At 35.7% G+C, this 18,152-nt stretch carries 17 protein-coding genes and 1 pseudogene; 9 read left to right on the top strand and 9 right to left on the bottom strand.

What is annotated here, in order from left to right; all coding sequences use genetic code 11:
- The first annotated feature begins 34 nt into the window (after positions 1 to 34).
- The 3 genes and pseudogenes from EKM03_RS08965 (at position 35) to EKM03_RS08955 (ending at position 1,964) form a co-directional block, all read left to right on the top strand.
- Positions 35 to 364, top strand: a pseudogene (locus EKM03_RS08965) (GxxExxY protein).
- 26 nt (positions 365 to 390) lie between these two features.
- Positions 391 to 1,341 carry a GSCFA domain-containing protein gene (locus tag EKM03_RS08960; RefSeq protein WP_126461986.1) on the top strand — a complete coding sequence of 317 codons (951 nt, stop codon included), beginning with the start codon at positions 391 to 393 and terminating at the stop codon, positions 1,339 to 1,341.
- A 2-nt stretch (positions 1,342 to 1,343) separates the two neighbouring features.
- Positions 1,344 to 1,964, top strand: coding sequence for a DUF4230 domain-containing protein (locus EKM03_RS08955; RefSeq protein ID WP_126455347.1), 621 nt, complete (start codon positions 1,344 to 1,346; stop codon positions 1,962 to 1,964).
- 104 nt (positions 1,965 to 2,068) lie between these two features.
- On the opposite strand, the gene EKM03_RS08950 is transcribed toward EKM03_RS08955, so the two are convergent.
- From EKM03_RS08950 to EKM03_RS08920, 7 genes are all read right to left on the bottom strand, one after another.
- Entirely contained in the window at positions 2,069 to 3,826 is a 1,758-nt protein-coding gene (locus EKM03_RS08950) for an aromatic amino acid hydroxylase (RefSeq protein WP_126740213.1), read from the bottom strand.
- A gap of 374 nt (positions 3,827 to 4,200) precedes the next feature.
- Positions 4,201 to 4,698: a hypothetical protein gene (locus EKM03_RS08945; RefSeq protein WP_126740212.1), complete on the bottom strand. Its 498-nt coding sequence runs from the start codon at positions 4,696 to 4,698 to the stop codon at positions 4,201 to 4,203.
- Between the two features lie 99 nt (positions 4,699 to 4,797).
- Entirely contained in the window at positions 4,798 to 5,934 is a 1,137-nt protein-coding gene (locus EKM03_RS08940) for an esterase-like activity of phytase family protein (protein ID WP_126740211.1), read from the bottom strand.
- 60 nt (positions 5,935 to 5,994) lie between these two features.
- Positions 5,995 to 6,396, bottom strand: a complete 402-nt coding sequence (locus EKM03_RS08935) for a group III truncated hemoglobin (protein WP_126740210.1) — start codon at positions 6,394 to 6,396, stop codon at positions 5,995 to 5,997.
- A 60-nt stretch (positions 6,397 to 6,456) separates the two neighbouring features.
- Positions 6,457 to 6,993, bottom strand: coding sequence for a DUF4136 domain-containing protein (locus tag EKM03_RS08930; RefSeq protein WP_126516082.1), 537 nt, complete (start codon positions 6,991 to 6,993; stop codon positions 6,457 to 6,459).
- Positions 6,994 to 7,043: 50 nt separating this feature from the next.
- A complete protein-coding gene (locus EKM03_RS08925) occupies positions 7,044 to 9,080 on the bottom strand; it encodes a urocanate hydratase (protein WP_126740209.1) in 2,037 nt (678 codons plus the stop codon).
- A gap of 17 nt (positions 9,081 to 9,097) precedes the next feature.
- On the bottom strand, positions 9,098 to 9,286 hold the full coding sequence (locus EKM03_RS08920) for a DUF5522 domain-containing protein (RefSeq protein WP_126462011.1): 189 nt from the start codon (positions 9,284 to 9,286) through the stop codon (positions 9,098 to 9,100).
- Positions 9,287 to 9,411: 125 nt separating this feature from the next.
- Here EKM03_RS08920 and EKM03_RS08915 point away from each other — a divergent pair, with 125 nt between their 5' ends.
- The 4 genes from EKM03_RS08915 to hemL all read left to right on the top strand — a co-directional run bounded on the left by EKM03_RS08915 (position 9,412) and on the right by hemL (position 13,023).
- Complete coding sequence (locus EKM03_RS08915) at positions 9,412 to 9,690, top strand: hypothetical protein (protein ID WP_126462014.1); 279 nt, start codon at positions 9,412 to 9,414, stop codon at positions 9,688 to 9,690.
- 201 nt (positions 9,691 to 9,891) lie between these two features.
- Positions 9,892 to 10,806 (top strand): 1-aminocyclopropane-1-carboxylate deaminase/D-cysteine desulfhydrase, encoded by a 915-nt coding sequence (locus tag EKM03_RS08910; protein ID WP_370273110.1) that lies wholly within the window; start codon positions 9,892 to 9,894, stop codon positions 10,804 to 10,806.
- Positions 10,799 to 11,704 carry a glucosaminidase domain-containing protein gene (locus EKM03_RS08905; protein WP_126462017.1) on the top strand — a complete coding sequence of 302 codons (906 nt, stop codon included), beginning with the start codon at positions 10,799 to 10,801 and terminating at the stop codon, positions 11,702 to 11,704. Before EKM03_RS08910 ends, EKM03_RS08905 begins: the two co-directional genes overlap by 8 nt.
- A gap of 32 nt (positions 11,705 to 11,736) precedes the next feature.
- On the top strand, positions 11,737 to 13,023 hold the full coding sequence (gene hemL / locus EKM03_RS08900) for a glutamate-1-semialdehyde 2,1-aminomutase (RefSeq protein ID WP_126740208.1): 1,287 nt from the start codon (positions 11,737 to 11,739) through the stop codon (positions 13,021 to 13,023).
- Positions 13,024 to 13,215: 192 nt separating this feature from the next.
- Here hemL and EKM03_RS08895 read toward each other — a convergent pair whose 3' ends face one another.
- On the bottom strand, positions 13,216 to 13,680 hold the full coding sequence (locus EKM03_RS08895) for a hypothetical protein (RefSeq protein ID WP_126556142.1): 465 nt from the start codon (positions 13,678 to 13,680) through the stop codon (positions 13,216 to 13,218).
- A gap of 506 nt (positions 13,681 to 14,186) precedes the next feature.
- Here EKM03_RS08895 and EKM03_RS08890 point away from each other — a divergent pair.
- Both EKM03_RS08890 and EKM03_RS08885 read left to right on the top strand, forming a co-directional pair.
- The gene (locus EKM03_RS08890) at positions 14,187 to 15,041 is read left to right on the top strand and encodes a helix-turn-helix transcriptional regulator (protein WP_126556145.1); all 855 of its coding nucleotides are present in this window, start codon (positions 14,187 to 14,189) and stop codon (positions 15,039 to 15,041) included.
- An 88-nt stretch (positions 15,042 to 15,129) separates the two neighbouring features.
- Positions 15,130 to 15,681, top strand: a complete 552-nt coding sequence (locus tag EKM03_RS08885; protein WP_126556148.1) for a carboxymuconolactone decarboxylase family protein — start codon at positions 15,130 to 15,132, stop codon at positions 15,679 to 15,681.
- 332 nt (positions 15,682 to 16,013) lie between these two features.
- Here EKM03_RS08885 and lysS read toward each other — a convergent pair whose 3' ends face one another.
- Positions 16,014 to 17,723 (bottom strand): lysine--tRNA ligase, encoded by a 1,710-nt coding sequence (lysS, locus tag EKM03_RS08880; RefSeq protein WP_126555192.1) that lies wholly within the window; start codon positions 17,721 to 17,723, stop codon positions 16,014 to 16,016.
- Positions 17,724 to 18,152: the final 429 nt, after the last annotated feature.

Genomic DNA, 18,152 nt, shown 5'->3' with positions numbered 1-18,152 from the left:
GATTTCAAAAATTGTTATTGATGTTTGTTAGAAGATGCACACTAAGTTTGGTCCAGGGTTATTAGAATCAGTTTATGAAGTTGTTTTGTTTTATGAGTTAACGAAAAGAGGACTACTAGTTGAAAGTCAAAAACCACTTCCCGTTGTCTGGGATTAAGTAAAATTAGATATTGGATTCAGAACTGACTTAATCATAGAAAATAAAGTTATTTTAGAAATAAAATCAGTTGAACAAATTGCTAATGTTCATCCAATACAACTTTAAACGTATCTGAAAATTACAGGAATGAAATTTGGCTTGTTAATTAATTTCAACGAACCACTAATTAAAACAGGAATTACAAGAATTGTAAATAACCTTTAACCTATGCGGCTTTGCGAGAAATAGATATGAATTTCAGAACCCAAGTTCCCATTCCTAAAAGTAAGTTTCCTATTGATTATACTTCTAAAATCATGTCTTTGGGTTCTTGTTTTGCGGTAAATATGGCGCAGAAACTGGACTATTTTAAATTTCAAAATAGTTGTAATCCATTTGGCATTTTGTTTCATCCTATAGCGATTGAAAAACTAGTTGATTTTGCTGTTTCCGGAAAGCAACTTACAGAAAGCGACATTTTTTTTTACAATGAACGCTGGCATTGTTTTGATGTGCATTCGGATTTGAGCAGTTCTAGTAAAGAGGAATTGTTAGCTTCTTTAAATGCAATACTGATAGCTACAAAACTGCAATTGCAGCATGTTTCCCATATTATTATTACTTACGGAACTTCGTGGGTATATCGAAATATAGAAAGCAATTGTGTTGTGGCTAATTGTCATAAAGTACCGCAAAAGCTGTTTCAGAAAGAATTACTTTCTGTTGAAGAAATAGAAGAAAGTATAGTAAAGACACTGAAATTAATTCATGTTGTAAATCCTAGTTGCACCATTATTTTTACCGTTTCTCCAGTGCGTCACATCAAAGATGGTTTTGTCGAAAATCAATGGAGCAAAGCCAATATAATTAGTGCGCTTCATGGGACTTTTGACTTTCGACTTTCGACTATAAATTACTTTCCCAGCTACGAAATCATGATGGATGAACTTCGGGATTACCGTTTTTATACTGAAGATATGTTGCATCCCAATCCAGTGGCAATCGATTATATTTGGAAACGTTTCAAGGAAACTATAATTTCTGAAACTGCTTTTGCTACAATGGATGAAGTTTCAACTATTCAAAAAAGTCTTTCGCACAAGCCTTTTAATCCGAAATCTGAAAGTCATTTAAAATTTGAGTCTAAAGTCAGAGAAAAAATCACTAAATTGGAATCAGAATATTCATTTATGAAATTTTAATTATGTTAAGAAGAATAGGTATTGCAATAGTAGTTATCGGGGGAATATTTTTATTATTCAAATACTGCGATTTTAAGAAAAACGACGATGAAGATATCCAGTACAACACAAATCTCATTCAGCAACAAATTCTAAATGTTGGAAAATTAGTAGTTACTGAAGGTCATTTCTCCGAAGTGATTACCTATAAAAATCAACAAAAATATTTGTTGGATATGCTTTCTTTTGAGAAAAAAGCATTGGTAATAGTCAATGCTGATGTTACAGTTGCTTATGATTTGCGCCAAATGAAATATGAAATAGATGAAAAAAATAAAACCATCACTATTGTTAGTATTCCAAAAGAAGAAATAAAAATAAGTCCGGATATTCAGTTTTATAACGTAGAACAAAGCAAGCTGAATCCGTTTACGGGAGATGATTATAATAAGATCAATAAATCGGTCAAAGCAAATCTCGCCAAGAAAATAGAAAAGTCTTCACTGAAAACCAATGCTCAAAACCGATTAATCAGCGAATTGTCCAAAATATTAATTTTGAGTAATTCAATGGGCTGGAAATTACAATACGAAGGAAAAGTAATCGAAAGCGAAAAAGATTTTGGACAAAAAATAAAATTATAATAGTTTTTTTGTCAGGTTGAGCGCAGTCGAAACCATTTTTATAGCTGTTTAAGCCTATTGAAAAATCTCGACTGCGCTCGATTTGATAAACCTAAATTGGAAAACTAAGCTTTCTCTTTGTCAAAGATTAAATCCAAACCACCAGTAATCAAATGTGCTACTTCAGGTCTTTTTTGTTTTAATTGATCGAGATAAACCAATATTTCCTGTAATAATTTCATTTCATTTCTTTCTTTTAGCAGCTCGGTGATTTCAACAGCTAATAACCAATCCTTTGGGTGATTGGTTTGTAAATTTTCGAATATAGGCTTCAAGGGTGTTTCTGTCTCCTTGGTTTCTCTGCTATTTCTAACAGTTTGGTACAAAACCTCTAAATCATCCCGTTCTGCAGTATGCGTCACTTTGATGGTTTTGCTCGAGGGAAGGTGCGAAATCAAATCAAAACTATTCACATCAGCAGGGCCTGAAAAAGCCGAAATCACTTTTTTGCCCACAGCCATATCATAAATGCCCCATTCTGGTTGAAACAAAATCGTTTCTCCGTGTGACACAGTACAGTTTTTAAAGCGAATCAAAATAATTTCGCCTTGTAAGTTTCTGGAGCCGGTTATGATTTCACCTTCAACAGTGATGCCACCTTCAAACTCCAGTTTGACCGTTTTAGATTCCAGTATATCGTAGGCATTCAAATCTTTTGGACTCATGTCTTCAATTGCCAGATTGATTCCTTCCAGCTTCCCAATAGGACTCCCAAAACCCTCAGGATGTGTCAAAGTTCCATGACCAACCAGTTCTTTTTGGCGAGAAGCTAAAGCCGTTTTTCCGATGGTTTGTATATAAATAGGCTTGCCTTCGTGTGCAATTACGGTACTAAAAACGCCCGAAATTTGCAAGCCTGTACTCAATTCAATTGTTCCCAGAGCATTTGAGTCTATCAGTTTTTCTATTCCGGATAAACCGCCTATTCGGAGTGCCATTTTATTCGCAAATTCCTCTAAAACTAGGTTTAAATAAGCAAATGTTGGTGTGACATAAAGTTGCGGTTGCAATTTTGTGATGTCAAAACTCTGGTTTGCTGCTGATAGGTCATACGGAATTTTCTTGACCTCGTTTGTCATGCAGTGCGCACTTTCGCCTATTGAAGATAACAAACCGGCACCATAAATTTTAGGATTTTCTACGGTTCCAATGAGTCCGTATTCGACAGTCCACCAATGCAGGTTTCTAATTTGCGCCATTTCTGATAATTCACCCATATTGTTTTGCAAATCTTCTACCGCTTTTTCGGCAGCATCAATAACAGCTTGGGGAGTTCCCTCAGCTTCTTTTACGATCGAAAGCAGTCGGATGGCTTCATACATTTCATAATCTTTATGTGAAGAGAGCGCTTTGCAGCCTATTTCTCCAAAACGGCGTAAATATTCCGCATATTCCGGATTAGCAATAATGGGAGCATGACCTGCACCTTCGTGAATAATATCTGGTGCGGGCGTGTATTCTATATGTTCAAGTTGGCGAATGTCAGAAGCAATTACAAGCACATTATAGGCCTGAAATTCCATGAAAGCATTGGGCGGAATAAATCCATCTACCGCAACCGCTGCCCAACCTATTTCAGTCAGAATGCGGTTCATTCCATACATGCTCGGAATGTTGTCAATCTCGATTCCTGTTTTTTTCAATCCTTCCAGGTAGGAACTATGCGCCACTTTTGATAAATAAGCTACATTTTTGCGCATCACATAACGCCAAACCGCTTGATTTATGGGCGTATAATCGCTGTAATCCTGAGGTTTAATGAATTGTTTTAAGTGCTTTGGCAATCGGTCTAATAACGGATTGCTTTCTATAGTTGAGTTCATATCGAAAACCTTGTAGTTCAACTGCAAAAGTACAAATTTCAGGAGCTATTTCCCGATTTTCATTGCAAGTTTTTGCAAACCCGTTTGTTTTTCTAATGTTCCGGCAGGAGAAATAAAAAGGGGGGTATTCCTCTTTTCTCCCTTTCCTTTGGAGAGGGTTGGGGAGAGGAGTCGCTTTTTATAAACAAAAAAAATCAAAACGGCTTTCACAAAAAGCTTTTCATTGCAATCGGGGCTAGGGGAGTTGAAGTTTAATTTGAGATTAGATAATTCAACATAATTTAGTTGCGTTCAGTCATTGCGGGGAACGAAGCAATCTCATCAATACATTACACGTACAAAGTCTGCTCAGTTCGTCACACTCTCGCTTAAGCTTATAAAAATTTTAAAGCTGTCAGTACAACAATAGAAATTGCTATGAAAATCCAGTTTTTTATGGTTGGGCTGTATTTCCGTTTGAATTCTATATTATTTAATGCGAATACAATAGCTATAAAAACAAATGTAATTATTCCTATAATAAATATAGAAACTAAATCTAACTCATTAGGATTGCTTTGGTTTAATCGATAGGAGTTGATTATCAATGTTATTGTAAGCATAATCCAAGTTATAACACTCATCACCCAGCCTTTAGATAGGTTTTTGATTAAAAGTATTGCTGATGAAATAGCAATAAGTGATAGAATTACTAAAGTTATATTTTTTCTGACAGCCATTTGAACAATGCTATGATGGTCTATTAATGGATTTTTCCACAAAAAAGTATAATATTGATTGCAAGTTAAATAGACAAAAAACCATATTAAAATACCGAGGCAAATCTGAATTCCAGATAGTATAATTTCAAACATTCTCCAATTATGTTTCATTGACTTCCGCTAAATTAAACATTGTGCATTCTCATTTTTGTTGGTACTGAATATGTTCTTTGGCGAACTGGATAGAGGATTGATAGCTATTTTTTGGATTTACTTCTTCACCAACTCAAACACCAAAACCTGCGTTTTTTGTTTATCTGAAAAATTATTATCTGAAATGAAAATAATAGATTGATTACCATTTGCCAATTTTGGACCAAAAGTAAGTCCTTCGATATTATCAATAAAAATTCCCAAATCATCCATGTTAAGGACCAGTTTTTTAGAAGCCAATTCGAATTTTTGATTTTGCAAAGAGCTGTAATTTTTTATATTAGTTGCTTTTTTCAGGTCACACAAAAATACTTTTATCGTGCAGGCTTGCGTTCCGGTAGAATAGGAGCGTTCCACTACCAGTAATTGATTTTTATCATAATACTGAATTGCCGAAACGCCATTTACACCAAATGCCCCTTTCGGATTAGGCTCACGAGCAATAGGTTCCAGTTTATAGCCGTATTGAGCGGTGTTCTTTTTTGTTTTGACATCAAATTGATACAACCGAATCAAACCGCCTTTGCTGGTATTGGCTTGGTCGCCATCTTCAAATAATGGTTCTTCAATATTGGTATAGACATTTTTATAGTTTTTGTCAAAAGTAATTCCTTCTAAAGTGCCGTTGTTTCGCGGACCTTTTTCCAGTTTCTGCATTTTTAAATTTTCCGGTAAGGTGACATTGCCTAGAAAATCACCTTTTAAATTCATGAAATTTAGAGAAGGATCTTGTAAAACTTCCTTATCTGCTGTTAGCACTCGAGCGCCTTCGCTACTCCAAACCAAAGTGTTCGTTATTGGATTGAATCGGATGTCTTCCGGGTCTGCTGAAGTAGTTGGCATGGTGTTCCAATTGCCAAACGCTTTCCCAGTTGCATTTTTTAAAGTGGTGACACTTTGGAAATCAATACGTTCAACTTTATTTTCGAGCAAATGAATTTTTGCCGTATAAAATCTTGAATTGTTAAACATGGATCTATCGTCACTGATCAAATAATACAAATCATTCTTGGCATCATAATCGATTCCGGACAATCCGCCCACTTTTGTGTTTTGAAACGTTTCCTCAAAAGGAATTTCAATGGAACTGATTAGTTTTAAACTTGGGGTTGACTTGTTGTCAGCTGTTTGCTTTAAATTGGAACAAGAAAGGAGGAAAGCTTGTAAAACGACAAGTAATAATAAATTGCGCATAAAATAATTTGTTGCTGTTTGCAAAAAGGAACATATTTTGGATTAAACCCACTTTAAAAACTATGAATTGTCCGTTTGACTTTTCTCAAGATTGCGGAAGTAGTCAATTTTGTAATTAAACATTTCAGCCATATTTTTTGCCCGAAGTTTAGCTTCGTCGGCTAATGGACCAGAAAATAAGTTGTCAGTTGTTTCAGTGAAAATTTGCATCCAGCGGTCAAAATGTTCTTTGGCGGCCGGTAATTGTTTGTGTGGCGGAAATGGGCTTCCGGAATAGGAATGCACTTCAAGTAAAATAGTTTGCCAAAAGCGATACATTTTTTCTAAATGTTCCGGCCAGCGATTGCCTATTTTTTCGTTGAATATGGGTCCGATAAATTCGTCTTTTTGAACTTTAGAATAAAAAGTATTCACTAGTAATTTGATATCTTCGAATGTGGAAATGTCGTTAAATTGTGCCATAATTAGGTATAAAAAAAGCCTACGCAAAGGTAGGCTTTTATGTTGAAATGTGATGGTAAACTATTTTACTTTGGGCGGAAATTGTTCAAGAATTTTTGCCACAAATTCGTTGATTTGTTTTTCTTTTTCACTTCGGGTTTCGGTCAAATAACCAACTCCTTCGCCTTGCCAAACCAATTCTTTTTTCTTGGCATCAATTAAATCAATATACAATGTCCCTTCTGTTGATGAGGAAACAAAACTGCTGCGGCCTCCCCAAAAGTAAGGATTCCATCCCCAACCCCATCCGTAACCCCATCCTGCGTTGAACTGGTTTACGTCAATGCGTTCTCTTTCTTTAGTTAATATATTAATCAGCAAATCTGGATTTTCACTTTTGGTCATTCCTTTTTTGCTTAATTCTCGATCTATGGCATTGAGTATTCTTTTTTTGTCCAATTCTGATATTTCAACTCGATCGATGCCTTTTTTATGAAAAGCATACGTTTTGTATGGAGTAAAATCGACATTATTATCATAATCAGAATATACTTTTACGGAAGCGCAAGAGGCAAATACTAAAAGTAGAAATGCGAGAAGGAGTTTAATTGCTTTCATGACCTGTTTTTTTTGATTACTAAATGTTTATTAAAGATACGTTCAAATTTTTAAAAATCCAACAAATTGTCAGCGACTATATTAGGGATGGTTACTTTCAATAAAGGTTCCGTTTGCATCGCTCTTTTTATTGCAGATACTGCTCCTTCATTTCTAGCCCAGCTTCTTCTGGAAATTCCGTTGTTGACATCCCAGAAAAGCATTGATGCTAAACGTCTTGACGCTTCCTTTGAACCATCAAGAACCATACCAAATCCGCCGTTTATTACCTCTCCCCAGCCCACGCCACCGCCATTGTGAATGGATACCCAAGTGGCGCCACGAAAGCTGTCTCCAATGACGTTTTGTATCGCCATATCGGCGGTAAATCTTGAGCCATCATAAACGTTAGAAGTCTCTCTGTATGGAGAATCGGTGCCGGAAACATCATGGTGATCGCGACCTAAAATTACGGTTTCTATTTCGCCATTGGCAATAGCCTGATTGAAAGCTTCGGCAATATTTACGCGTCCTTCAGCATCTGCATAAAGGATTCGTGCTTGTGAGCCTACAACCAATTTGTTTTCTTGTGCGCCTTTTATCCAATGAATATTGTCTTGTATTTGTTGCTGAATTTCTTCGGGAGCTGTTTTGGACATTTCTTCCAAAACCTGGCAAGCAATTACATCTGTTTTGGCTAAATCTTCTGGTTTTCCCGAAGCACAAACCCATCGGAAAGGGCCAAAACCGTAATCAAAACACATGGGTCCCATGATATCCTGTACATAACTCGGATATCTGAAATCGATGTGATTCTCTGCCATGACATCTGCACCGGCACGGGAAGCTTCCAGTAAGAAAGCATTTCCATAATCAAAGAAATACGTTCCTTTGGCAGTGTGTTTATTGATTGCTGTCGTATGACGTCGTAATGTTTCTTGTACTTTTGTTTTAAATAAATCAGGAGTTGATGCCATCATTTCATTGGCTTCTTCAAAGGAAATGTCAGCAGGATAATAGCCACCTGCCCAAGGATTGTGTAGCGAAGTTTGATCTGATCCTAAATCAATATGGATGTTTTCCTGGTCAAATTTTTCCCAAACCTCAACCACATTTCCAAGATATCCGATGGACACAATTTCATTATTGGCTTGCGCCAAAGCGACTCTTTTTACCAGCGCATCAATATTTTCAATCACTTCATTAATCCATCCTTGACTGTGGCGAATATGTGTAATTTTAGGGTTTACTTCGGCACAAACGGTGATACAACCGGCAATATTACCGGCTTTAGGTTGTGCGCCAGACATTCCGCCCAAACCAGAAGTAACAAATAATCCGCCCTTTGGACTGCGTTTTATTTTACGAAAACCATTCAAAACCGTGATAGTTGTTCCGTGTACAATTCCTTGCGGGCCAATATACATGTAACTTCCGGCGGTCATTTGGCCGTATTGAGAAACGCCTAAAGCATTCATTTTTTCCCAATCATCCGGTTTAGAATAATTAGGGATTACCATGCCGTTTGTTACTACAACTCGTGGCGCTTCTTTATGCGAGGGAAATAATCCCATTGGATGCCCGGAATACATCGTCAATGTTTGCTCATCGGTCATTTCTGATAAGTATTGCATCGTCAATAAATACTGTGCCCAGTTTTGGAATACAGCTCCATTGCCGCCATAGGTTATCAATTCGTGCGGATGTTGTGCCACGGCGTAATCCAGATTGTTTTGAATCATCAGCATAATTGCTTTGGCTTGTTCGCTTTTTCCAGGATATTCATTTATTGGACGCGCACGCATTTCATAATCGGGACGAAAGCGATACATATAAATACGGCCGTATATTTCTAATTCTTGTCGAAATTCTTTTATTAGCTCATTATGATGTTTTGGTTCAAAATAACGCAAAGCATTACGAAGTGCTAATTTTTTTTCTTCATTCGAAAGGATTTCTTTACGCTTTGGTGCGTGATTGATATCTATATCGTATGGTTTTGGTTTTGGTAAAACCGATGGGATTCCTTGTTGTATTTGTTCTTTAAAAAGGGTCCTGGTTTCTGAAATCGGAATTGTGGTAGGAGTTATGTGAGGTGAATTAGTCATAGTAATGTAAGCTTTTATTATTCATAATCTCTTCTTTTTCCCCCTTTGGGGGTTAGCGGGCTTTTATACGGACAATGGCGACAGCCACTTTTACAGCAATAACCCCGTTTTAAATGGTGTTTTTCAGTAAAACATTTATAGCCTTCGGGTGTGTAATAGAAATCTTCCCCTTCTATTAATTTATTTTCAGTACTTTGGTCCATCATATTTGGTATTGTGCGATTGCAGGCGTCATTCGATTTCGTTCAATTGCTAAATTGGGATTCAAATGATTGCGCTTTTTCATTAAAAAGCACCATTTTAGTAGTACAAATTTATAATTTTATAGCGAATGTTTCTGATTGTTTCTAAATATTTAATTCCAAAAGGATATCATGGATTAGAGATGAAAAACGATTTCCATGAGTTGTCACTTCCAGCTGGTGTCAATAATACCCAGTTTGAAATTACCTTTAAAAACAATTCCCGTTTAGGAGTTGAAGAGGCAGTGCGTAAAAATTTTGTAATTTATCAAAACAATTCTGCAAAAGATCTAAAAATCAGTAATCTCTTGTTATTGGATCTTGTTGCTTGTGGTTTATATGATGTAGCCGGAAAATTGATTTTTTAAGAAAGAAAATTTGGGAGTTAATACCAGCTATGCGTTTTCTACTGCGGGTCTTCGCGATGGTATTTACATTGTAAAATTAGCTACAAAAGACAAAATAGAGGTGGTCAGAAAATTATAATTAAAAATTAAATCCACTTGAAAAGAATTAATACAAAATGCAATCTATAAAGGTTGTATTTTTTTATATATAAATTTACCTTTGTGTCAAAAGATATTCGTTTGAATCAAAAGGTAATTACAGCATTTCCGAACTCTATTTCAGTAACCATCAAACGAGAAGATTTGATTCATCCTTTTGTTTCCGGAAATAAGTTTAGAAAACTGAAATACAATTTGCTTGAAGCCAAAAAAAACGAGCAGACCACATTGCTTACTTTTGGAGGTGCTTTTTCCAATCATATAGCAGCTGTGGCTTATGCGGGAAAAGAAAAAGGATTTAAAACCATCGGGATTATCCGTGGTGAGGAATTAGAAAGTAAAATCTCAGAGAATCCAACATTAATTTTCGCTCAAAATTGTGGAATGCAACTGGAATTTATTTCAAGAGACGCGTATCGGTTAAAAAGTGATGACTCATTTTTGGAGAAATTAAAACAACAATTCGGTCGTTTTTATCTCCTGCCGGAAGGCGGGACTAATGATCTTGCTATCAAGGGATGTGAGGAAATTCTAACTCAGGAAGATGCTCAATTTGATTATATTTGTTGTGCGATAGGAACTGGCGGTACCATTTCCGGTATCATAAACAGTGCTTTGTCGCATCAAAAAGTTTTAGGGTTTCCGGCCTTAAAAGGCGACTTTTTGAAAGAAGAAATTCGTAGTTTTGTACAAAATGAAAACTGGGAGTTCATTACAGACTATCATTTTGGGGGCTACGGAAAAGTTAATGAAGCATTAATCGGGTTTATCAATTCATTTTATAAGCAAAATAAGATTCCTTTAGATCCAATTTACACGGGAAAGATGGTTTTTGGTGTTATAGATCTAATTCAAAAAAACTATTTTCCTGCCCAATCAAAAATTTTACTAATTCATACGGGCGGAATTCAGGGAATTCAGGGAATGAATATGAAACTTCGGAACAAACAATTACCAATAATTGAGATCAATGATTAAGAAAATCCTACTGCTATTTATACTAATAACTTTGGTGAGTTGTAATGCCACTAAACCAATTATTGTTACTACCAAAAAAGCGCCTTCAAAATCAAAAATTGCTACGACGGCTAAAAAAGGATATGAAAAGAAAACCAAAACAGTACGTGCCACCGCAGGAAAATCATCAAGTAAAGAACTGAATAATAGTGAAACGGAAGAGATTGTTTCAACTTCAAAAACAATAGTTACAAATGATGTGATTGTAACCTACGTTTCCATATTCAAAGATATTGCAATGGGCAATATGAGGAATTATGGTATTCCTGCAAGTATTATTTTAGCGCAGGCCATTTTAGAGTCTGGTGCCGGGAAGGGTAATTTGGCTTTAAATGCGAACAATCATTTTGGAATAAAATGCCATGTAGGCTGGACAGGTGAAAGTATCAGGCATGATGACGATGCTGCACAGGAATGTTTTAGAAAATATGACAATCCATCAGAATCATTTAAAGATCACGCTTTATTTTTAACAGGAAGAAGCCGCTATGCTGGATTATTTGAATTCTCAAAAGGCGATTATAAAGCTTGGGCCAAAGGCTTAAAAGCCGCCGGGTATGCCACAGATCCTAAATATCCGGATAAATTGATTTCGTATATTGAACGCTACAATTTGCATGAATATGACAATCAGGTTCTGGATATTAATTATGTGTCCAATGAAAAACAAATGATAACAGAATTAACGGTTGAATCCAGAAATACAATCCCTAAGGGGCTGGATTCCTATGTGGTTCAAAAAGGCGATACGCTATATTCTATTTCGAAAAAATTCGAATTAAAGATTGAGGATTTAAAACAAAAAAATAACCTCTCGGACAATGCCCTTTCTATTGGACAAAAACTGGTAGTAAAATAATTTTAAAATAACGATAATTCATAATTCCATACATGTTATATAAAAGAAGTAGTCAGCTTTTTGCTGAAGCAGAAAAAGTAATTCCCGGTGGCGTAAATTCACCCGTAAGAGCGTTTAAAGCAGTGGGAGGAACTCCTATTTTTGTCAAAAGTGCCAAAGGTGCTTATTTGTACGATGAAGATGGCAACCGTTTGATTGATTATATCAATTCATGGGGACCAATGATTTTAGGACACGCTTACGAACCGGTTGTACACGCCGTGATAGAGAAAGCAAAGTTGGGAACTTCGTTTGGGATGCCCACAGAATTAGAAACACAAATTGCTGCTTTAGCCGTTGCTATGGTTCCAAATATCGATAAAATTAGATTTGTAAACTCTGGTACCGAAGCCTGTATGAGCGCTGTACGGCTGGCTCGTGGTTTTACAAAAAAAGATAAAATAATCAAATTTGCAGGTTGTTACCACGGACATTCGGATTCGTTTTTGATACAAGCCGGAAGTGGAGCCATTACTTTTGGTTCGCCAAACAGTCCTGGTGTTACAGCAGGGACGGCCAAAGATACTTTGCTGGCACGATACAATGATTTAGAAAACGTAGCCACTTTAATAGATGCGAATAAAAATGAAATTGCTGCTATAATCGTGGAACCTGTTGCGGGGAATATGGGTTGTATTCCGCCTAATAAAGGCTTTCTGGAAGGCTTACGCCAATTGTGTACCGACAACGGAATTCTCTTGATTTTTGATGAGGTAATGACCGGTTTCAGACTCGCCGCTGGTGGTGTTCAGGAATTATTGCATGTAACGGCTGATATCGTTTGTTTTGGGAAAGTAATCGGTGGAGGATTGCCTGTTGGTGCATTTGCCGCCCGAGCAGAAATCATGAATTATCTTGCTCCGTTAGGTCCTGTGTATCAGGCAGGAACATTGTCTGGAAATCCATTGGCAATGGCCGCAGGATTAGCCATGTTACAAGCTTTAAACAGTGATCGTACTATTTTTAAAAGACTAGAAGAGAAAACAGCGTATTTGGCGGCAGGAATTGATAAAGTGCTGAAAGCAAATGATGTTACATTTACAATCAACACTGTTGGCTCAATGATTTCGGTTCACTTTGATGCGGCTCCGGTTGTAGACTTTCAAACGGCTGCAAACGGCGACAACGAAACGTTCAAGAAATTCTTTCACGGATTATTGCAGGAAGGAATTTATATTGCGCCATCCGCTTATGAAACGTGGTTTATTACGGATGCATTAACGTATGCAGATTTAGATTTCACCATTCAAGCGATAGCTAAAGTTTCGAAAACATTTTAAATCAAAAAAGCCCCAAATTTTGGGGCTTTTTTATGAAGTAAGATGAAACAAGTAAGTCGAAAGTTTAAAAGGCGTAAAGTCAAAAGAATTAACTTTAAGTAAAATAGTTTTAAATCAGATTGTTATATAATTTTATCCTGATTTTAAAATACGACATTATACCATGGTTATTACTTAGTTTAAGTGAAAGGATTATTTTTTATTACCCGTTTCTACTGGTTTTTTGTTTTTATGATGCATCATTCTTTTTTTCATTCCGTGATGTTTGTTCCCTTTCATTTCATCCCATTTTTTATATTGGTCTGCTGAAAGAATTTTTTTTATTCGTTTTTTCATCACAATTTGCTCATCTAACATTTGGCTTTTCTTAGCAAAAAGTTCGTCAGAAGTCGGTTGTTTTTTAGCTGAATCTTTAGTTGCTTTTCGTTCGGCCATTTTAGCTTCTCTTTTAGTACTTTGTTCCGCGATGATTGTACTCATTTCTTTTTGTTGTGAAGCATTCAAATCTAATTCCAGAGTCATCTTTTTTAACTGCAGTTGATTTCTTTGATCAGGAGTTAATTGCTCCATTTGAGCTCTTTCCGGTCTTGCTTCTTTTTCTTGTGCAAAGCTTGTCATTCCGACAACTAATAATGCAACGATAAATAATTTTTTCATTTGTTTTAAGTTTTATGTATATAAGATAACAATAGACCTAAAAAGTTTAATCCTTAACAAAAAATTATCGTTTGATTTTAGGGTAGTAAAGGTTTAAATCATATTTAAAATCCTGATTTGGGATAGCTTTACTTATAATTAATGCGATAACTCAATCGTTAATTTGTTGTGAAATTCTAAAAAACTATCACTATGGTTTATTATTTGTTTTTTTGCACCCCTAAAACAGTAGTAATTTAACTCTAGACTCGATGGTAAAGACTATCAAAAAAAAGCTAAATATCGTAGTAAAAGAGTTAGATATGGTTTTGAAATCTAAATTTTATAGTACTTTAGCTAATTATAAAGCGACAAACAAAAACGAATAGCCATTGACGGAAATCGCTAAAAAAAGTGGAAGCTGGAATTTATAAAGGGATTAATTCCATTTGACTCTAAAACTAGGTTTTTGTTTTTCGTCTCGGAAAAAATAAACGAGATGTTGGTTTGCTCTTAACACTATTCAAATGATTACAGAAAGAAAACAATACCAATTATTCGGAAATATAATTTTTGAAAAAGTGACAATAGAAGCACCATTCAAAATCCCAAATCCAGTGCCTAATGAAGCTTGTTTTCTATACATGCTCGAAGGGCAAGTAGACTACAAAATGCAGCATCAAAGTATATCAGTACCCGTAAACGAAGCGGTTTTACTCAAATGTGGTACTTACTTCAGTCAAATGAAAGGCAATACTCTTTCTAAAAAAAGTCAGATCGTATTTGTCCATTTTCATCCTGAAATACTCAAGAAAATTTATGAGACCGATCTGCCTAAGATTTTTCAGCAACCAAAATTAGTCGATCAAACTATTGATATAACCCAAATCAATAACGATTTTCTAATCCAAAAATACATAGAAGGCTTGCTTTTTTATTTTGACAATCCCACACTTATTAACGAAGATTTGTTAGTCATTAAATTAAAAGAAATAATTCTGCTTTTATGTCAAACCAAAAATGCGCCTGTTATTCAACAAATTTTATCTCAACTTTTTTCTCCTACTAGTTATACTTTTAAGCAAATTATAGAAAATAGTTTATACAATCCTATAAGTTCGGAAGAGTTGGCTCAAATGACCAACCTAAGTCTTTCATCATTCAAGAGAGAATTCAAAAAAAATTATGACGATAGTCCAGCCAATTATATTAGAAATAAAAAATTAGAAAAAGCAGCTGAACTTTTATTAATATCTGATGAACGCATTACAAACATTGCTTTCGATTGTGGTTTCAATGATTTAGCCAATTTTTCGACACTTTTTCACGAAAAATACAGTCAAACGCCATCGAATTTCCGTTTGAACCAATTATCCAAATAGTTGAACGAATTACAAAAGTCTAAGCTTCTTATTTGTTGCACCTTTGTAATGTTGAATAACAAATACTAATTAATATAAAACAAAAATTATGGCACATTTAAAATTAGAAAATAATCCAGTTTCTCCAATATCTCAAGCAATTTTTGACAACACTCAAAAAACATTAGGATTTGTACCTAATATGTACAAAGGCATGGGGCAAAATCCAGCGTTGTTAGATATCTATATTTATGGATACAACAGCTTTAGAGCCAATTCAGGTTTTAATTCTGTAGAACAAGAAGTTGTTTTTCTTTCGGTAGCTTATGAAAATAATTGTGAATATTGTACGGCTGCTCACAGTTTTATTGCCGATAAAATGTCAAAAGTACCCACTGAAGTAACCAATGCCATTCGCGATGGAAAAGAAGTGCCAGATCTAAAACTAGCCGCTTTATCAAAACTAACGCGTTCGCTTACTGCAAACCGCGGGAATGTTGCACAAGAAGAAGTTGATGCCTTTTTAGCCGCAGGATATACAGAAACGCATGTTTTAGGTATTATTGCCGGAATTGCGGTAAAAACAATTAGTAACTATTCTAATCACAACACAAATCCTGAATTAGATGATGCTTTTGCCGGAAGAGCTTGGAAAAAATAATCAGACATCTTTTTTAATTGTCAATGCAGTTACTCACTGTGTTGGCTTTTACCACAAGTCGTAAATGGATGGATTCCTTGGGTAGTAACCATTGAAGTCCTATTTAAACTATATGACTATACGTTACTTGTATCAATGGCAAAAAAGTATATATTTGGGTCTGAATCAAAAAAGTAACTGCTATGAAATCCGCGATATCGGGTTAGATTGATGATTACTGCTTTAGAAACAACTTGGTATCAGTTACGGAAAGTCATAAAAAATAATATTCTTTATAAAAAAGGAGCTTCAATTTGAAGCTCCTTTTTTATAAATATAGCTCTATAATACACTTAGGCTTTCAATCGACACGCTTTGCTGTCGCCATTTACCACAACTTCGGTCAATCCTAAAGAAGATAAATTTTTCATGGCTTTATCCCATTTTTTACCGCTCAGTTCCGATTTGATTTTTAGTAAACCAAAATCCATTTGGTTTTCATTGACTTTCAAAAGGTCAATAATCAATTTTTCATCGTCTTCCAATTCAATTTTAACTTGAGTTTTTTCTGGGCGCATTTGCGGGAACAACAACACTTCCTGGATAGAAGCATTATTTGTCAAATACATAATCAATCGATCCATTCCAATTCCCATTCCGGATGTTGGAGGCATTCCGTATTCTAATGCTCTCAAGAAATCTTCGTCAATTATTCCTGTGGCTTCATCATCTCCTTTTTCAGCCAATCTCATTTGGTCTTCAAAACGGGCTCTTTGGTCAATTGGGTCATTCAATTCAGAATAGGCGTTTGCCACTTCTTTTCCGCAAACCATCAATTCAAAACGTTCTGTCAATTCTGGATTGTCACGGTGTTGCTTGCAAAGCGGAGACATTTCCTTTGGGTAATCCGTGATGTAAGTAGGCTGAATGTAATTTCCTTCGCATTTCGCGCCAAAAATCTCATCAATCAGTTTCCCTTTCCCCATGGTTGCATCTACATCAATTCCCATTCCTCTGGCAGCATCAAATAACGCTGTTTCACTTTTTCCTGAAATATCAAATCCAGTAAAATGTTTGATAGAGTCCGTCATTGTCACTCTGGCGTAAGGCGCTTTAAAATTGATGGTATGTTCTCCAAAAGTAACTTCTGAGCTTCCATTTACGGCAATCGCGCAATGTTCTAAAAGGTCTTCGGCAAATTTCATCATCCAGTTGTAGTCTTTGTAGGCTACATATATTTCCATGGCAGTAAATTCTGGGTTGTGGGTACGGTCCATTCCTTCGTTACGAAAATTTTTCGAAAACTCATAAACCCCTTCAAAACCACCAACAATCAATCTTTTTAAGTATAATTCGTTCGCAATACGCATGTACAAAGGCATATCAAGCGAGTTGTGATGCGTGATAAAAGGACGCGCTGCAGCACCACCGGGAATTGGTTGCAAAACAGGCGTTTCTACTTCAAGATATCCTTTGTCATTAAAAAAAGAACGCATTGCATTGAACAATTTTGTTCTTTTGATAAACGTTTCTTTTACATGATCATTCACGGTCAAATCCACGTACCGACGACGGTATCTTTGTTCCGGATCAGCAAAAGCATCGTGTGTTTTTCCATCAGCATCCGTTTTTACAACCGGAAGTGGTTTCAAGGCTTTGGCCAAAACTGTTAATCCATAAACATGAACCGATATTTCTCCCACTTGCGTTTTGAAAACCGTTCCGCGAATCCCAATAAAATCGCCAATATCCAACAGTTTTTTGAAAACGACATTATACATGGTTTTCTCCTCATCTGTCGAAATATCATCTCTCGAAACATAGATTTGAATACGCCCTTCAGCATCTTTCAATTCGGCAAATGACGCCTTTCCCATGATACGCTTCCCCATCAAACGACCTGCTAAAACCACTTCCTTACCTTCGTATTTTGCAAAATCAGCCAGGATTTCGCTAGAATATGCGGTTGTAATAAATTCGGCTGCAGGATAAGGCTCAATACCTAAATTGCGTAATTCTGTAAGTGCTTCTCTACGTAATATTTCTTGTTCGGATAATGCCATTTTATGCTGATTTTAAGAGCGCAAAGATACTATATAAGTTTTAAAATTTAAAGTTTAAAATGTACCGTTTTTTGGAGCAGAATATTTTGTTTCTTCAAGACGATCCGTCCCGCTATTCGTTTTATCTTTTTTTCCTTGTTCAAAAAAAATAAGAAAAAAAGGATGCCACTGCTATCGGGGCTATGCTACGATTTTTATTTTTTTAAATCAACATGAAAAATAGTACAAATAACATATATAGAAACCAATAAGTATTTTAAATTACTAAATAAAAAAAACACGATTTACTGCTTTTAGTGTTATTTTTGATCAGTTGCCAAGTAACAGAAACCATTTGTCTAAACCAAGACGGAACCGGAGAAATTGAAACAGAATTACTCCGCGATGAACATCGTTGTATGCAATTTATAGCTAAAAATCACTCCAAAG

It is taken from the genome of Flavobacterium sp. GSP6 (assembly GCF_003984855.1).
GTDB lineage: Bacteria > Bacteroidota > Bacteroidia > Flavobacteriales > Flavobacteriaceae > Flavobacterium.
This window is presented reverse-complemented; position numbering and strand designations above follow the sequence as displayed.